General features: G+C 69.9%; 14 protein-coding genes. All 14 read right to left on the bottom strand.

Translation table 11 applies throughout. The annotated features are described in order from the left end of the window. Positions 1–219: 219 nt before the first annotated feature. Positions 220–1410, bottom strand: a complete 1191-nt coding sequence (locus ACFU97_RS45315; RefSeq protein WP_384268968.1) for a DivIVA domain-containing protein — start codon at positions 1408–1410, stop codon at positions 220–222. A gap of 56 nt (positions 1411–1466) precedes the next feature. Then, entirely contained in the window at positions 1467–1751 is a 285-nt protein-coding gene (locus ACFU97_RS45310) for a YggT family protein (protein ID WP_016435858.1), read from the bottom strand. 73 nt (positions 1752–1824) lie between these two features. Next, positions 1825–2466 (bottom strand): cell division protein SepF, encoded by a 642-nt coding sequence (locus ACFU97_RS45305; protein WP_384268966.1) that lies wholly within the window; start codon positions 2464–2466, stop codon positions 1825–1827. 128 nt (positions 2467–2594) lie between these two features. Continuing rightward, positions 2595–3314, bottom strand: a complete 720-nt coding sequence (locus ACFU97_RS45300) for a YggS family pyridoxal phosphate-dependent enzyme (RefSeq protein WP_384268963.1) — start codon at positions 3312–3314, stop codon at positions 2595–2597. 5 nt (positions 3315–3319) lie between these two features. Continuing rightward, on the bottom strand, positions 3320–4027 hold the full coding sequence (gene pgeF / locus ACFU97_RS45295) for a peptidoglycan editing factor PgeF (protein ID WP_384268960.1): 708 nt from the start codon (positions 4025–4027) through the stop codon (positions 3320–3322). 26 nt (positions 4028–4053) lie between these two features. Continuing rightward, entirely contained in the window at positions 4054–5250 is a 1197-nt protein-coding gene (gene ftsZ, locus ACFU97_RS45290; RefSeq protein ID WP_384268958.1) for a cell division protein FtsZ, read from the bottom strand. Positions 5251–5530: 280 nt separating this feature from the next. Next, positions 5531–6325 (bottom strand): cell division protein FtsQ/DivIB, encoded by a 795-nt coding sequence (locus ACFU97_RS45285; RefSeq protein WP_384268956.1) that lies wholly within the window; start codon positions 6323–6325, stop codon positions 5531–5533. 36 nt (positions 6326–6361) lie between these two features. Beyond that, a complete protein-coding gene (murG, locus tag ACFU97_RS45280) occupies positions 6362–7459 on the bottom strand; it encodes an undecaprenyldiphospho-muramoylpentapeptide beta-N-acetylglucosaminyltransferase (protein ID WP_384268953.1) in 1098 nt (365 codons plus the stop codon). A gap of 33 nt (positions 7460–7492) precedes the next feature. Continuing rightward, positions 7493–8824 carry a putative lipid II flippase FtsW gene (gene ftsW, locus ACFU97_RS45275; protein WP_384268951.1) on the bottom strand — a complete coding sequence of 444 codons (1332 nt, stop codon included), beginning with the start codon at positions 8822–8824 and terminating at the stop codon, positions 7493–7495. A 20-nt stretch (positions 8825–8844) separates the two neighbouring features. Continuing rightward, positions 8845–10263, bottom strand: a complete 1419-nt coding sequence (gene murD / locus ACFU97_RS45270; protein WP_384268949.1) for a UDP-N-acetylmuramoyl-L-alanine--D-glutamate ligase — start codon at positions 10261–10263, stop codon at positions 8845–8847. Continuing rightward, on the bottom strand, positions 10245–11318 hold the full coding sequence (gene mraY, locus ACFU97_RS45265; RefSeq protein ID WP_384268946.1) for a phospho-N-acetylmuramoyl-pentapeptide-transferase: 1074 nt from the start codon (positions 11316–11318) through the stop codon (positions 10245–10247). The genes murD and mraY overlap by 19 nt, the downstream gene beginning before the upstream one ends. After that, positions 11315–12730 (bottom strand): UDP-N-acetylmuramoyl-tripeptide--D-alanyl-D-alanine ligase, encoded by a 1416-nt coding sequence (murF, locus tag ACFU97_RS45260; RefSeq protein WP_384268944.1) that lies wholly within the window; start codon positions 12728–12730, stop codon positions 11315–11317. The genes mraY and murF overlap by 4 nt, the downstream gene beginning before the upstream one ends. A gap of 4 nt (positions 12731–12734) precedes the next feature. Further along, a complete protein-coding gene (locus ACFU97_RS45255) occupies positions 12735–14255 on the bottom strand; it encodes a UDP-N-acetylmuramoyl-L-alanyl-D-glutamate--2,6-diaminopimelate ligase (RefSeq protein WP_384268942.1) in 1521 nt (506 codons plus the stop codon). A gap of 161 nt (positions 14256–14416) precedes the next feature. Further along, the coding region (locus ACFU97_RS45250) for a peptidoglycan D,D-transpeptidase FtsI family protein (protein WP_384268940.1) at positions 14417–16297 on the bottom strand (1881 nt) is incomplete at its 5' end.

Raw genomic sequence — 16297 nt, 5'->3', positions numbered from 1 at the left:
GGGGGTGTCTGGCGGTTGGTGTCCCTCCTCCGAAATGCAAAACCACACGGCGCGGGAGGTCCCTGCCCTCCCTTTTGGGGGAGTCCGGCCCCTTCGCCGTGTGCGACCGACAACACAGATCAACACGCGTAAAAGGGCGGGGCCCCGGATCGAGATCCGGGGCCCCGCCCTTGGTGAACGCTGCCGACGCCTACCGCGTACTACTGGCCGGGACGGCCGTCAGTTGTCGTCCTCGTCGATCAGGAACCCGCGCATCGGCGAGGGGGCCTGACCCATCGGAGACGGGCTCTGCGGGCGGACCGGAGCCATCGGCTGGGTCATCGCCGGAGACATCTGCTGCTGGCCGCCGTAGGACGGGGCAGCGGGGCTCGGCGCACCGCCCATGGTCTGGTTGCCGCCGTACGACGGGGCGCTCGCGCCGGCCGGTGCCATGGAAGGCGCCGGGGACGGCGGCAGCGACGCGGTCGCCGGGGTGCGCGGCGGAGCCAGCGAGTCGTCGGCCTGGGTCTCCAGCTGACGCAGCTGGGACTCGAGGTACGACTTCAGGCGCGTACGGTACTCGCGCTCGAAGCCGCGCAGGTCCTCGACCTTGCGCTCCAGCGTGGCGCGGGCGGACTCCAGGGAGCCCATCGCGACGCGGTGCTTCTCCTGCGCGTCCCGCTCCAGCGCGTCGGCCTTGGCACGGGCGTCACGCTCGAGGCCCTCGGCACGCGAACGCGCCTCGCCCACGATCTTGTTGGCTTCGGAACGGGCCTCGGCGATCGCCTGGTCGGCGGTCTGCTGGGCCAGCGAGAGGACGCGGGCGGCGCTGTCGCCACCGGGGCCCTGACCGGGGCCGCCCATCGGGCCACCCATGGGGCCGCCCATCGGACCGCCCATCTGCTGCTGCATGGGGGGCTGGCCACCCATCGGGCCCTGGCCCATGGGGCCTTGACCCATCGGACCCTGGCCCATCGGACCGGGACCCTGGGGACCGCCCTGACCACCGCCGGGACCGGCGGGCAGCTGCGGAGCACCGCTGGGCAGCTGGGGCGGGCCCCCCATGGGGCCGCCCATCTGCTGCTGCGGCGGGCCAGATATGCCGGCGGGCACGGGAGCGCCCGGACCGCGCATGCCCTGCTGCGGGTGCTGCGGATGCTGCGGGTGCTGCTGGTCCTGCGGGCCGGGTCCACCCGGTCCACCGGGACCGCCGGGACCCTCCGGGGGCTTGCGCATGTTCTGCTGGTTCTGGGCCGCGGCACGCGTGGCCGCGGCCAGTTTGGCGCGCAGGTCCTCGTTTTCCCGGAGCAGGCGGGTCAGTTCGGCTTCGACCTCGTCGAGGAAGGCATCGACCTCGTCCTCGTCATAGCCTTCTCGGAGGCGGACGGTCGTGAACTGCTTGTTCCGCACGTCCTCGGGGGTCAACGGCATCTCTTCACCTCAACGTAGTCGTCGGCATTCGGCAAGACGGTAGGTCACATCGCTCATCACAGCCGGCTCACGATCGAGATCAGGATGTAGACGATGATCATCAGTACGAAGAAGGACAGGTCGAGCGCCACGCCCCCGAGACGCAACGGCGGGATGAACCGCCGCAGAAGCTTGAGCGGTGGATCAGTGACAGTGTAGGTGGCCTCCAGAACGACCACCATCGCCTTGCCGGGTTGCCATGAGCGGGCGAACTGGAAGACGTAGTCCATGACCAACCGGAAGATGAGCACGATGAGGAAGCACATCAGCGCGATGTAGATCACATCAAGAACCACGCTCATGACCCGTGCTTCCCTCTCCCCTGTTTCCGTGCTGCTTGATACTGCTTTGTACCGCTGATTCCGGTCGTGCGTCTCAGCTCTGGTTGAAGAACCCGCCCTCTGCGATGCGGGCCTTGTCCTCCGCCGTGACATCGACGTTAGCAGGCGACAACAGGAACACCTTCTGCGTCACCCGCTCGATGCTGCCGTGAAGACCAAACACCAAACCGGCCGCAAAGTCGACAAGTCGCTTCGCGTCTGTGTCATCCATCTCAGTCAGATTCATGATCACCGGGGTGCCCTCACGGAAGTGTTCCCCGATGGTACGGGCCTCGTTGTAGGTCCGCGGGTGAAGCGTGGTGATCCGGTAAGGCTCTCGTTCCGACACGACCTTGGGCATGATCACCGGTGCGTTCTTCTCCAGGCTTGCGCGTTCTTGTGTGATGGACGCCACGGGCGCGATGCGCGCCGGACGACCGGATTCCGCGGGTAGCGAAGCGGAACGGGCGACCGGCTCACGCGACACCGGCGGCTGTACGATTCGTACCTCTTCGTCCCTTTGGGACTGATGTGCCACGTGCTGCTGGTGGGACGGTTCATGCCGCCTGTGGTCCCGTTCGGGCTCGGGGTCCAGCTCGGGCTCGAAATCGTCATCGGGGTCGAAGCCCCGGCCGTCGTACCCATCGTCCTCCACGAGGCCGAGGTAGACCGCCATCTTGCGCATCGCGCCGGCCATGCTCTGAGTCCTCCGCTCTGTGGTGGATCGGCTGACTACCGCCAAGTGCCCGCGATCCACGAGGTCGTTGCGCCCGCCTTCGGCGACATTGACCATATTTTCTGCTGTGGTCCGACTTCCTGGCGACGTTACCCGAGCCTGGGGCGGACTCCGAGTACCGCCGTACCGACGCGTACATGTGTCGCCCCGGCCGCCACGGCCTGTTCGAGGTCCGCACTCATTCCTGCCGAGACCATGTTCGCAGCCGGACGGGTTCGGCGCAGGTCCGTCGACAAATCCATCAACCGCTCGAACGCCGCCAGTTCGCGCCCGGCGTAAGGCCCGGTGAGCGGCGCGACGGTCATCAGACCGTCCCACCGCAGACCCGGCGACCGGGCGACCAGCTCGCCCAACTCTTCGATTCCGCCGGGCCCGACGCCCCCGCGCTCGCCCCGCCCGCTCTCGTCCGCGTCCAGCGCGACCTGGACGAGGCAGCCGATCTCGCGCTCCTGCCGCACGGCCTCCTTGGAGAGTGCCGTGACGAGCCGGGCCCGGTCGACGGATTGCACGAAGTCGGCATAACCGACCACGGAACGAACCTTGTTGGTCTGCAACTGGCCCACGAAATGCCATGTCAGAGGCAGATCCGAGCATTCCGCGGCCTTGGGCGCCGCGTCCTGGTCCCGGTTCTCCGCCACGTGCCGCACACCGAGCTCCGACAGGATCCTCACGTCGCTCGCCGGGTACGTCTTGGTGACCACGATCAGGGTCACCTCCTCGCGCTTGCGCCCGGCGGCGTCACAGGCGGCGGCGATACGACGCTCCACCTTGGCCAGGTTTTCGGCGAGTTCGTGCTTACGGTCCGTCATGTCCCTCAGTCCAGCCAGACATATCCCGCGAGTCGCCCCGTGGTCCGGTCGCGACGGTACGAGAAGTGATCGCCCGACTCGATCGTGCACACCGGCGACTGCTCCCGGTCGCGCACCCCGAGCCGCTCGAGCTGGGCGTGCACTCCGGCGGTCACGTCGACCGCGGGCGTGCCCCAGCTCGTGACGGAGTGCGCCGCCGGCTCGACCGCGGCCACGTCGGCGCGCATCTCCTCCGGCACTTCGTAGCACCGGCCGCACACGGCGGGTCCGGTGCGGGCGACGATCCGGCCCGGCTCGGCGCCGAGTTCGGTCATGGCCCGTACGGCGGCGGGGACGACCCCCGCGACCATGCCGGGCCGTCCCGCGTGGGCCGCGGCGACCACCCCGGCGACGGGGTCGGCGAGCAGAACGGGCGTGCAGTCGGCGGTGAGGACGGCGAGCGCGAGACCGCGCCGCGTCGTGACGACGGCGTCGACCTCGGGTGCGGGACGGTCGCCCCACGGTCCGTCGACCACCGCCACCTCCGCTCCGTGCACCTGGTTCATCCAGACCACCCGGGCCGGGTCGAGGCCGAGGGACTTGGCCGCCAGCTCGCGATTGGCCCGTACCGCGCCGGCGTCGTCGCCGACCGCTCCGCCGAGGTTGAGCTGCTCGTACGGAACGGCGCTCACCCCGCCCCACCGGTCGGTGAAAGCGAAGTGCGCGCCGTTCACGGTGCTCGTCCCGGAATGCTGCCCTATCACTTCAGGAAGTCCGGTACGTCCAGCTCCTCCGCGCCGCTGTCCGCGTAGGTCCGCGACGGCGGCACCGGCGGGCCGGCCGGGACCTCGTTCGCCGGCTCGGGCGCGGGCTCCGGGTTCTCCTTCGGAGTGACGCTGCCGAGCGAGCCGAAGGATGGGCGGCTCTCGGACTGCCGCGCGGGCGTGGGCTCTTCGCGGCGGGCGGAGGCGGAGGACGAGCCGAGGACGTTCTCCCGCTTGGCGGGCGGCTGGCCGCCGTCGAAGCCGGCCGCGATCACCGTGACCCGAACCTCGTCGCCGAGCGCGTCGTCGATGACCGCGCCGAAGATGATGTTGGCCTCGGGGTGGGCGGCCTCGCTCACCAGCTGGGCCGCCTCGTTGATCTCGAACAGGCCGAGGTCGGAGCCGCCGGAGATGGACAGCAGCACACCGCGGGCGCCGTCGATCGAGGCCTCGAGCAGCGGCGAGGAGATCGCCATCTCGGCCGCGGCCACCGCGCGGTCGTCACCGCGGGCCGAGCCGATGCCCATGAGGGCCGAACCGGCCTCCGACATGACCGACTTGACGTCGGCGAAGTCGAGGTTGATCAGACCGGGCGTGGTGATCAGGTCGGTGATGCCCTGGACACCGGAGAGCAGGACCTGGTCGGCCGACTTGAAGGCGTCCAGCACCGAGACCTGGCGGTCCGAGATGGACAGCAGCCGGTCGTTGGGGATCACGATGAGGGTGTCGACCTCTTCGCGGAGCTCGGCGATGCCGTCCTCGGCCTGGTTGGCCCGGCGCCGTCCCTCGAAGGTGAACGGGCGGGTGACCACACCGATGGTGAGGGCGCCCAGGGAGCGGGCGATGTTGGCCACGACGGGCGCGCCGCCGGTGCCGGTGCCGCCGCCTTCACCGGCCGTCACGAAGACCATGTCGGCCCCCTTGAGGACCTCTTCGATCTCCTCGCGGTGGTCCTCGGCGGCCTTGCGGCCGACGGCCGGGTTGGCTCCGGCGCCGAGTCCGCGGGTGAGTTCACGGCCGACGTCGAGCTTGACGTCGGCGTCGCTCATCAACAGCGCCTGCGCGTCCGTGTTGATGGCAATGAACTCGACACCCTTGAGACCGACCTCGATCATCCGGTTGATGGCATTGACACCACCGCCGCCGACACCGATGACTTTGATGACTGCGAGGTAGTTCTGCGGTGCTGCCACGTCGAAGGCCTCTCGCCTCGAGTTACGTGTCGTCCTCTCGCGGGGCTTGCCGCGGTCGTACGACTGATGCCGATTGGGACGGTCCGTATCGCCGACCCAAACCCTAACGTTGAAGTTTAGGGTTACCAGTGTGTCTGTTCGCTGGACTCTTCCCAACAGGACACTAAGTCGACAAGTGGCGCACGTTCAACGAACACGCCGAACCTCCCGTTTTTCTTTTCACCCTATGTGATCAGCCGTAGCGGTGCCCAACCAGGGTGCTGGCCTGCGCGGATGTGCGTCAACTCCCCGATGACGCAGGGGCGGTGGGAACCGAGACGTCGAAGTGCCGCGCATCGGGAGCCGCTTTCATGAGAGCGGTGAGCGTACGGGCCTTTGCGGAACCCTTCTCACCACTTCCCCAGGAGACGGTACGGCCGTCGCCCAACTCCAGTGAGATGTCGTCGAAGGAGCGCACCTTGACGGCTTCCGTCCGCCGGGCGACGGCGGCCGGAATGGCGTCGGCGACGCTCACCGCCTCGCGCACCAACCGGTCCTCCCCGAAGCGCCGCAGGCTCGGCGCCGAGGAACCCGAGGAGGACGGCGCCAATTCCAGTGCGGGAACGCCTTTCGGGGCTTGGGAAACCGTGGCGAAACGGACACCTTCGTCGTCCACTTCGACGAAGTTTCGGCCTTTTTGCACCACGAGAACCGGAGTGCGCTCGACCACTTTCAGGCCGATTCCATGAGGCCAGGAACGAACCACGTCAACGGTGTCAATTCGGGGCAGTTTCCGGGCCAGACGCGTCTCAATCGCGTCGGTGTCCACGGAAATCAGCGGTGCCCCGACGGGGACTTGGGCGGCCTCGCGGACCTGTTCGGGCGTGAGCACCTGGGTGCCGGAGACCGACACGTGCTCCACGCGCGTCCACTGCGAGCCGTACAACAGCCATACGGCGCCCGCCCCGAGAAGGACGAGCGCGACGGCCAAGATGATGATCGTACGAGGGCGTGGACGCCTCAACCGCCGTGCCGGAGGCGGGCCGGACGACTCCTGCTGGCGTTCACCGCGTTCGGCGGTGGTCGGTCCGGCCACGCTTCCTGCCCTTCGCCTACATCGAAAAAACGGTCCCTATCGGCGTGCACGGCCGGCGGAGACCGCCTCGTACACCATGCCGACGAGCAGGTCGTCGGCGTCCCGGCGGCCGAACTCGGCGGCGGCGCGGGACATCTCGTACAGCCGGTGCGGGTCGGCGAGCACGGGCAGCACGCTCGCCCGCACCCAGTCGGGCGTCAGTTCCGCGTCGTCGACCAGCAGTCCGCCGCCGGCCTTCACCACCGGCTGGGCGTTCAGCCGCTGTTCGCCGTTGCCGATGGGCAGCGGGACGTAGGCGGCCGGGAGCCCGACGGCGGAGAGTTCGGCGACGGTCATCGCGCCCGCGCGGCAGAGCATCATGTCGGCAGCGGCGTACGCGAGATCCATCCGGTCCAGGTAACTTACCGGGATGTACGGGGGCATTCCCGGCATCTGCTGCACCTGCGGCAGTTCGTTCTTCGGGCCGACCGCGTGCAGGATCTGGATGCCGGCCTGCTGGAGCCACGGCGCGACCTGCTGGGTCACCTCGTTGAGGCGGCGGGCGCCCTGCGAGCCGCCGGAGACCAGCAGCGTGGGCAGGTTGGGGTCGAGGCCGAACATCGCGCGGGCCTCCGGGCGGACGGCGGCCCGGTCCAGGGTGGCGATGGTGCGGCGCAGCGGGATGCCGATGTAGCGGGCGTCGCGCAGCTTGCTGTCCGGGGTGGAGACGGCGACCCGGGAGGCGTAGCGCGAGCCGATCTTGTTGGCCAGACCGGGCCGGGCGTTGGCCTCGTGGATCACGATCGGCACACCGAGGCGCTTGGCCGCGAGGTAGGCGGGCAGGGCGACGTAGCCGCCGAAGCCGACCACGCAGTCCGCCTTGGTGCGCTCCAGGACCTGCTCGGTCGCCTTGATCGTGCCGCGCAGCCGGCCCGGGACGGTGATCAGCTCGGGCGTCGGCTTGCGCGGCAGCGGCACCGCCGGGATCAGCGCGAGCTCGTAGCCCCGCTGCGGAACGAGCGTGGTCTCAAGACCGCGCTCCGTGCCCAGGGCCGTGATCCCCACGGTCGGATCCTGCCTGCGCAGGGCGTCCGCGAGGGCGAGCGCGGGCTCGATGTGGCCGGCGGTCCCCCCACCGGCGAGTACGACATGCACCGAAATTCACCGCTCTCCGGACGAACGTGCCGCCTAGGCACGCCGTCGCATCGTGTTCCATCTCCGAGGCCCCCGGTTCCGTACGCCTCCCGCCCGCTTTCTACCAAAGCGAGGTTGCCGCACGGAAAGCGCCGCACGCGCAGCGGGCTCGTCACGCGCGAACGCGATCAGCAGCCCGATGGCGAACATGGTCGGCAGCAGGGCGGATCCCCCGTAGGAGAACAGCGGGAGGGGGACGCCGGCGATCGGCAGCAGGCCGAGCACCGCACCGATGTTGATCACCGCCTGCGCGGTGATCCAGGTGGTCACGCCTCCCGCGGCATACCTGACGAAGGGGTCCTCCGTGCGTCCGGCCACGCGGATACCCGCATAGCCTAGAGCCGCGAACAGGGCGAGCACCGACAGCGTCCCCGCCAGGCCCAGTTCCTCACCGGTGACGGCGAAGATGAAGTCCGTGTGGGCCTCGGGGAGTTGGCCCCATTTTTCCACACTCGCGCCGAGCCCGGAGCCGAAGATTCCGCCCGATGCGAGCGCATAGATCCCGTGCACGGCCTGCCAGCAGTCGGCCGGGCCCGACTGCGGGGACGTGGCGCCGATGCAGGCCAGCCGGGCCATGCGGTTCGGGCTGGTCTTGATGAGGATCACACCGAGGAGGCCGGCGATCGACAGCACACCGGCGAACAGCCGGGTCGGGGCGCCGGCCAGCCACAGCAGGCCGAACAGGATCGCCGTCAGGATGATCGCCGTGCCCATGTCGCCGCCGAGCATGATCAGGCCCAGCAGCATGAAGGCGACCGGCACGAGCGGCACCAGCATGTGCTTCCACTGGTTGAGCAGCTTCTTGTCCTGTTTGCGGGCCATCAGGTCCGCGCCCCACAGCACCAGGGCGAGCTTGCCGAACTCGCTGGGCTGGATCTGGAAGGAGCCGCCGAGCGAGATCCAGTTCTGGTTGCCGTTGACCGACATCCCTATCCCCGGCACCTGTACCAGCGCCATCAGGAAGACCGCGCCCGCGAGCATCGGGTAGGCGAGCGCCCGGTGCAGCTTCACCGGCATCAGAGAGGCGATCAGCAGCAGCACTCCGCCGATCACGGCGGCGAGCAGCTGCTTGCGGAAGAAGTACGAGCCCGGCAGCGACATCTGCAGCGCCGTGATCTGGGAGGCCGAATAGACCATCACCAGACCGAGCACGGTGATCAGCACACTGCCGCCGACGATCAGGTAGTACGCGGTCAGCGGCCGGTCCCAGGCCTTGCGGGCGTTCGTGTAGAGCCGCGCCACGGGGTTCTCGCGCGGCGTCCGGGAAGCGGCGGGACGTCTGGCGGCCCGCTGCACGGGCGGCCGTCCGGTACGGCTACTGGGCATCAGCGCCTCCGCTGCGTCGGTCAGGAGCCGAGTTCGCGAACCGCCTCCGCGAACGCGTCACCGCGCTTGTTGTAGTTGGCGAACATGTCCATCGAGGCACAGGCCGGGGCCAGCAGCACCGTGTCGCCCGCCTCCGCGAGCCGCCCGGCCTCCTGGACGGCCGCGAGCATCGCCCCAGTGTCGGTCCGGTCGAGGTCGACGACGGGTACTTCCGGCGCGTGTCGCGCCAGGGCTTCCCGGATCAGGGCACGGTCCTTGCCGATGAGCACGGCGCCGCGCAGCCGCTCGGCAGACTTGGCGACCAGCTCGTCGAAGGTCGCGCCCTTGGCGAGTCCGCCGGCGATCCACACGATGGACCCGTACGCCGCCAACGACGCCTCGGCGGCGTGGGTGTTGGTCGCCTTGGAGTCGTCGACGTACGCCACCCCGTCCACGTCGGCGACGTGCGCGATGCGGTGCGCGTCCGGCGTGAAGTTCCGCAGCCCGTCGCGTACGGCCGCGGCGGGCACCCCGAAGGCGCGCGCGAGGGCCGCCGCCGCAAGGGCGTTGGCGATGTTGTGCGGGGCCGGCGGGTTGACGTCGGAGACCTCGGCGAGCTCCTGGGCGTTCTTCTGCCGGTTCTCCACGAAGGCGCGGTCGACCAGGATGCCGTCCACGACGCCCAGTTGGGACGGTCCGGGAGTGCCGAGGGTGAAGCCGATCGCCCGGCAGCCCTCCTCGACGTCGGCCTCGCGCACCAGGTCCTCGGTGGCCTTGTCGGCGGCGTTGTAGACGCAGGCGACGCGATTGCCCTCGTAGATACGGCCCTTGTCGGCGGCGTAGGCCTCCATGGAGCCGTGCCAGTCGAGGTGGTCCGGGGCCAGGTTGAGGACGGCGGCGGAGTGGGCGCGCAGCGAGGGCGCCCAGTGCAGCTGGTAGCTCGACAACTCGACGGCCAGCACGTCGTACTGCTCGTCGCCGAGCACCACGTCGAGCAGGGAGACGCCGATGTTGCCCACGGCGGCGGTGCGCAGTCCGGCGGCCTTCAGGATCGAGGCCAGCATCTGGACGGTGGTGGTCTTGCCGTTGGTGCCGGTGACGGCGAGCCAGGGCGCCGCGTCGGGTCCGCGCAGGCGCCAGGCGAGTTCGACGTCGCCCCAGATCTCCAGGCCGGCCTCGCGGGCCGCGGCGAACAGGGGCTTGTCCGGCTTCCAGCCCGGTGTGGTGACGACGAGTTCGGTGCCCTCCGGCAGGGTCGCGCCGTCGCCGAGCCGCACGGTGATGCCCAAGGCCTCCAGCTCGGCGGCCTGTTCACGCGCGCGTGCGTCGTCGCCGTCGTTGACGACCGTGACGGCCGCCCCGCGCGCGTGCAGCACCTTGGCCGCCGGGATGCCCGAGACGCCGAGCCCGGCGACGGTGACGTGCTTGCCCTGCCAGTCGGTCACTTGTCCGCTGCCCATCCCGCGTAGAAGAGACCCAGTCCGACGATCACACAGATGCCCTGGATGATCCAGAAGCGGACCACCACCAGGACTTCGGACCAGCCTTTGAGTTCGAAGTGGTGCTGCAGTGGCGCCATCCGGAAGACGCGCCGGCCGGTGAGGCGGAAGGAGCCGACCTGGATGACCACCGACATGGTGATGAGGACGAACAGGCCGCCCATGATGGCCACCAGCAGCTCGGTGCGGGAGCAGATGGCGAGGCCGGTGAGGACACCGCCGAGCGCGAGCGAGCCGGTGTCGCCCATGAAGATCTTGGCGGGCGAGGTGTTCCACCACAGGAAGCCGAGGCAGGCGCCCATCAGCGCCGAGGCGATGACCGCGAGGTCGAGGGGGTCGCGTACCTCGTAGCAGGCGTTGGGGTTGGTCAGGGTCTGCGCGTTGGCGCACGACTCCTGGAACTGCCAGACGCCGATGAAGGTGTAGGCGCCGAAGACGAGCACGGAGGCGCCGGTGGCCAGGCCGTCCAGACCGTCCGTCAGGTTCACGCCGTTCGACATCGCGAGGATCATGAACAGCGCCCAGACCACGAACAGGATCGGGCCGATCTTCCAGCCGAAGTCCGTGATGAAGGACAGCTTGGTGGAGGCCGGGGTGTTGCCACGGGCGTCCTGGAACTGCAGGGCGAGCACAGCGAAGGAGATGCCGACGATCAGCTGGCCGGCCATCTTGGCCTTGGCCCGCAGGCCCAGCGAACGGCGCTTGACGATCTTGATGTAGTCGTCGAGGAAGCCGACCAGGCCCATGCCGACCATCAGGCCGAGCACCAGCAGGCCCGAGTAGGTCGGGGCGTAGCCGGTGATCACCTTGGACAGGAAGTAGGCGACGACCGTCGCCAGGATGAAGGCGATACCGCCCATGGTCGGCGTACCGCGCTTGCTGGCGTGCTCGCGCGGTCCGTCGTCCCGGATGTACTGGCCGTAGCCCTTGCGGGCGAGGAGCTTGATCAGCAGCGGGGTGCCGACCAGCGTCAGGAAGAGGCCGATGACTCCCGAGAACAGGATCTGCTTCATCATCGGGCGGCAACCTCACCCTCGGCACCGGTCTCGAGGAGCGCCTGGGCGACGCCTTCGAGACCGACCGAACGGGACGCCTTCACGAGGACGACGTCCCCCGGGCGCAACTCGCTGCGCAACAGGTCGATCGCCGCCTGTGCGTCGGACACGTGCACCGACTCCTCACCCCACGAACCCTCGTTATATGCGCCCAGTTGCAGCCAGGACGCTTCCCTGCCCCCGACCGCGACGAGCTTGCCGACATTGAGCCGGACGGCGAGCCGTCCGACCGCGTCGTGCTCGGCGAGCGCCTCGTCCCCGAGCTCGGCCATCTTGCCGAGCACCGCCCAGGTCCGCCGCCCCCGGCCCATCGCCACGAGCGCGCGCAGGGCCGCTCGCATGGACTCGGGGTTCGCGTTGTAGGCGTCGTTGACGATGGTCACGCCGTCCGGTCGCTCGGTGACCTCCATGCGCCAGCGGGAGAGGGAGCCCGCCTCGGAGAGCGCGGTGGCGATCTCAGCTGCGGACATGCCCAGCTCATGGGCGACGGCGGCCGCGGCGAGCGCGTTCGACACGTGGTGCTCACCGTACAGGCGCATGGTCACGTCGCTTGCACCGGAGGGTGTGTGGAGCCTGAAGGCGGGCTGTCCGCTGTCCGTGAGTCGCACGTTCTCGGCGCGTACGTCCGCTTCGTCGGCCTCTCCGAACAGGACCACCTTCGCCTTCGTACGGGAGGCCATGGCCCGTACGAGCGGGTCGTCCGCGTTGAGGACCGCGACGCCGCCGTCCTCGGCCGCCGGCAGGCTCTCGACCAGCTCGCCCTTCGCCTGGGCGATCTGCTCGCGGCCGCCGAACTCGCCGATGTGGGCGGTCCCGACGTTCAGGACGAGGCCGATCCTCGGGGGCGTCAGCTCGGCGAGGTAGCGGATGTGGCCGATGCCGCGGGCGCCCATCTCCAGCACGAGGAACTTCGTCTCCTCGGTGGCGGACAGGGCCGTCAGCGGCAGCCCGATCTCGTTGTTGAGCGAGCCCGGCGTGAACACCGTGGGCGCCTTGCTCCGCAGCACCTGGGCGATCAGGTCCTTGGTGCTGGTCTTGCCCGCGGAGCCGGTGAGGGCCACGAGGGTCGCGCCGAGCCGGCGGACGACGTGCCGCGCGAGGGCGCCGAGCGCCCGCTGGACGTCGTCGACGACGATCGCGGGCACGCCGACGGGGCGCGATGCCAGTACGGCGACCGCGCCCGCCTCGACGACCTGCCGTGCGAAGTCGTGGCCGTCGACCCGCTCGCCGACGAAGGCGACGAACAGGCTGCCGGGCTCGACCTCGCGGGAGTCCCGGACGACCGGAGCGGTGACCTCGACGGACGGATCCGGTATGTCGTACGTCTGCCCGCCGACGACTTCTGCGATCTCGGCGAGAGAGAGGGCGATCACAAGTTCATCCCTGGGTCTTCTGGATGGCTTCTCGAAGCACCTGGCGGTCGTCGAAGGGACGGACCACCCCGGCGATGTCCTGGCCCTGCTCGTGGCCCTTGCCCGCGACCAGCACGGTGTCCCCGGGCTGCGCGCGGGCGACGGCGGCGGCGATCGCGGCGGCCCGGTCCTCGAAGACCTGGACCTCGCCGCGTTCGTGTGCTGGTACGGACGCCGCGCCCACGAGCATGGTTGCAAGGATGGAGAGGGGGTCCTCGGAGCGAGGGTTGTCGGAGGTCAGTACGGCGGTGTCGGCGAGGCGCGCGGCGGCGGCGCCCATCGGCTCCCGCTTGGTCTTGTCGCGGTCCCCGCCGCAGCCGAGCACGATGTGCAGACTGCCCTCGGTGACCTTGCGCAGGGCGCGCAGCACCGACTCGACCGCGTCGGTCTTGTGGGCGTAGTCGACCACCGCGAGATACGGCTGCCCGGCGTCCACGCGCTCCAGGCGGCCCGGCACACCCGGCACGGCGGCGATGCCGTCGGCGGCGGACTGCGGGTCGAGGCCCGCGGCCGCGAGCGCCACGATGGCGGCGAGGGTGTTGGCCACGTTGAACGGGCCCGGCAGCGGCGACCTGGCGTCGATCCGCTCGCCCTCGGGGCCGATCGCGGTGAACGTCGAGTCCAGCCGGCCGATCTCGACGTCCTCGGCGCGCCAGTCGGCGTCGGGGTGGCCCTCGGCGGAGTAGGTCACGACCGGGACGGTCGCCTCCCTGGCCAGCCTGCGGCCGTACTCGTCGTCGACGTTGACCACGCCGAGTCTGCTGCGCTTGGGCGTGAACAGCTGCGCCTTGGCCTGGAAGTAGTCCTCCATGCCGGAGTGGAACTCCATGTGTTCCGGGCTCAGGTTGGTGAAGACGCCGATGTCGAAGACGCAGGCGTCGACCCGGCCGAGGACCAGGGCGTGGCTGGAGACCTCCATGGCGACCGCCTCGACCCCGCGCTCGCGCATGACGGCGAACAGGGCCTGCAGGTCGGTGGCTTCGGGGGTGGTGCGCTCGGACTTGATGCGCTCGTCGCCGATGCGCATCTCGACCGTGCCGATCAGGCCGGTGTTGCTCTTGGTCTTCAGGCCGCCCTCGACGAGGTAGGCGGTGGTGGTCTTGCCCGAGGTGCCGGTGATGCCGATCTGGAGCAGGTCGCGGCCCGGGTGGCCGTAGATCGTGGCGGCCAGCTCGCCCATCTGCGCCCGCGGTTCGTCCACGACGAGGACCGGCAGGCCGGTGGCCGCGGCGCGTTCGGCGCCGGTCGGGTCGGTCAGCACGGCGACGGCGCCGAGGCCGGCGGCCTGGGTGACGAAGTCCGCGCCGTGCAGACGGGCGCCGGGCAGGGCGGCGTAGAGGTCTCCGGGGCGGACGGCACGCGAGTCATGGGTGATGCCCGTGACGTCGGCGGTGTTTTCGGGCCGCGCGGCACCCAGCTGATCGGCGAGTTCCGCCAGGGGTGTGGCGGGGACCTGAACCGGCCTGGGCGGCCCGGGGTATGTCACGGATGCGCCCTTCTGGGTGGTTTGGGACTGATCAGCGTGTGGCACGGCGGTGAGCGTACCGGGCGCACCCGCCTGCGGGCGAAGCGAGGGCACGGGCGGGGTCTGGTTCCCGGGATCGGGGGTGATCATGGTCACGGAGCGTTCCTGGCTGGTTGCGCTGATCAGGGCTTGAAGCTGACGGGAAGGTTCGCGGCCTTGGCCCCGGTGGGCGGGACCTGGAGGGTCTTGAGGGCGAACTCCATGACCTGCTTGAAGATGGGGCCGCAGATCTGGCCGCCGAAGTAACTCCCACTCGTGGCGTTCTGGATGGCGCAGTAGACGGTGACCCGGGGGTTGTCCGCGGGTGCGAATCCGGCGAACGACGAGGTGTAGCCGCGGTACTTGCCGGTGGCCGGATCCACGCGGTTGGCCGTACCCGTCTTGCCCGCGACCCGGTAGCCGGGAATGCGCGCCTTGGTGCCCGTGCCCTCCTGGTCGTCCACGACCGACTCCAGCATCTGGGCGAGCGTCTTCGCCGTCCTGGCGCTCACGACCCTTGTCTTTCGGGGCTTCGCGGCGGGTGTGAAGCGCCCGTCGGGTCCCTTCGTGCCGCGTACGAGCGTCGGTTCGACGCGTACGCCGCCGTTCGCGATGGTCGAGTACACGGAGGCCGCCTGCATCGCGTTGACGGACACGCCCTGGCCGAAAGGAATCGTGTACTGCTGCGACGTCGACCACTTGCCGGGCGGGGCGAGGATGCCCTTCGTCTCGCCGGGGACGTCCAGCCCGCTGTAGCTGCCGATGCCGAACTTGCGCAGGTACGAGTAGAGGACCCTGTTGGCCTGCGCCTGTGTCTTGCCCAGCTGGCCGGTGGCCAGGATGGTGCCGATGTTGCTGGACTTGGCGAGCACGCCGTTGAGCGTCAGGTTCCAGGTCTCGTGGTCGATGTCGTCCTTGAACAGCCGGTCGCCGCGGTGCAGCCGGTTCGGTACGACGACATGCGTCAGCGGGGTGGCGACGTTCTGCTGGAGCACGGCGGCCATCGACATGATCTTGGCGGTGGAGCCGGGCTCGAAGGCGTCCTCGACGGCCCAGTTGTGCAGGGCGCTCGAGCTGGCCTTGGACAGGTCGTTGGGGTCGAAGCCGGGCGAGTTGGCCATGGCGAGGATCTCGCCGGTCCGGGTGTCCTGCACTATCACGTAGCCGCGGTCCGCCTTCGACTTCGCCACCTGCTGCGTGATCGCGTTCTGCGCGGCCCACTGGATGTCGCGGTCGATGGTGAGTTCCACGTCGCTGCCGGGCACCGCGGGCGTCTCGGCGGAGCCCGCGGTGGGCACCAGGCGGCCGCCGGACTGGGCGTAGCGGATCTTGCCGTCCTTGCCGGCCAGGTCGCCGTTGAACTGCTGCTCGACGCCTCCGCCGCCCTTGCCGTCGAGGTTGACCCAGCCCAGCAGCCCGGCGGCGAGGTCGCCGTTGGGGTAGACGCGCTTGCTGCTGGGGTCGGCGAAGACGCCGGCCAGGACGTTGACCGTGGAGCGGTCCGTCTCGCCCTTGGCGGTCAGGGCCGACTTCAGGTCCTTGATCTGCGTCCACACCTGCGGGGTCTGGCGGCGGGCGAGCAGGACGTAGCGCAGGTCCTTGTTCTTCGGGCGCAGCTTCTTGACGATCGTCTCCTGGTCGACGCCGAGGATCGGGGCGAGGAGCGCGGCGGCCTGCTCGGGACCGTCGTCGACCTTCAGCTGCTTGCGGTTGAACATCGTGGGGTCGGCGGTGATGTCGTAGGCGTCCACGCTGGTGGCGAGGGCCACGCCGTTGCGGTCGGTGATGCCGCCGCGCTCGGCGGCCAGGACGTGGCCGACGTAGCGGTTCTGCTCGGCCTTGGCGGCGTACGCGCTCGCGTCCACCGCCTGCACCTGGAGCAGCCGTACGACGAAGGCGATCAGCACCAGGGTGAGGGCCAGACTGACCATGCGCAGCCGGGGGCGGGGGCTGCCCAGCCGGAGGATCTTGGGGGCCGTGGGGCGGCCGGGCGCCGGGCGGCGGGCCGGGCGGGCGCCGGGGCC

This window comes from Streptomyces sp. NPDC057616 (assembly GCF_042800575.1).
Lineage (GTDB): Bacteria > Actinomycetota > Actinomycetes > Streptomycetales > Streptomycetaceae > Streptomyces.
Note: the sequence above shows the minus strand (reverse complement) of the source record. Positions and strands in the feature narration are given on the sequence as shown.

Coding starts and splice junctions, on each gene's coding strand:
- mraY (WP_384268946.1), bottom strand. CDS start 11,318: ATGATGAAGCAGATCCTGTTCTCGGGAGTCATCGGCCTCTTCCTGACG.
- ACFU97_RS45305 (WP_384268966.1), bottom strand. CDS start 2,466: ATGGCCGGCGCGATGCGCAAGATGGCGGTCTACCTCGGCCTCGTGGAG.
- ACFU97_RS45300 (WP_384268963.1), bottom strand. CDS start 3,314: ATGACGGACCGTAAGCACGAACTCGCCGAAAACCTGGCCAAGGTGGAG.
- ftsW (WP_384268951.1), bottom strand. CDS start 8,824: ATGCCCAGTAGCCGTACCGGACGGCCGCCCGTGCAGCGGGCCGCCAGA.
- ACFU97_RS45310 (WP_016435858.1), bottom strand. CDS start 1,751: ATGAGCGTGGTTCTTGATGTGATCTACATCGCGCTGATGTGCTTCCTC.
- murD (WP_384268949.1), bottom strand. CDS start 10,263: ATGGGCAGCGGACAAGTGACCGACTGGCAGGGCAAGCACGTCACCGTC.
- ACFU97_RS45315 (WP_384268968.1), bottom strand. CDS start 1,410: ATGCCGTTGACCCCCGAGGACGTGCGGAACAAGCAGTTCACGACCGTC.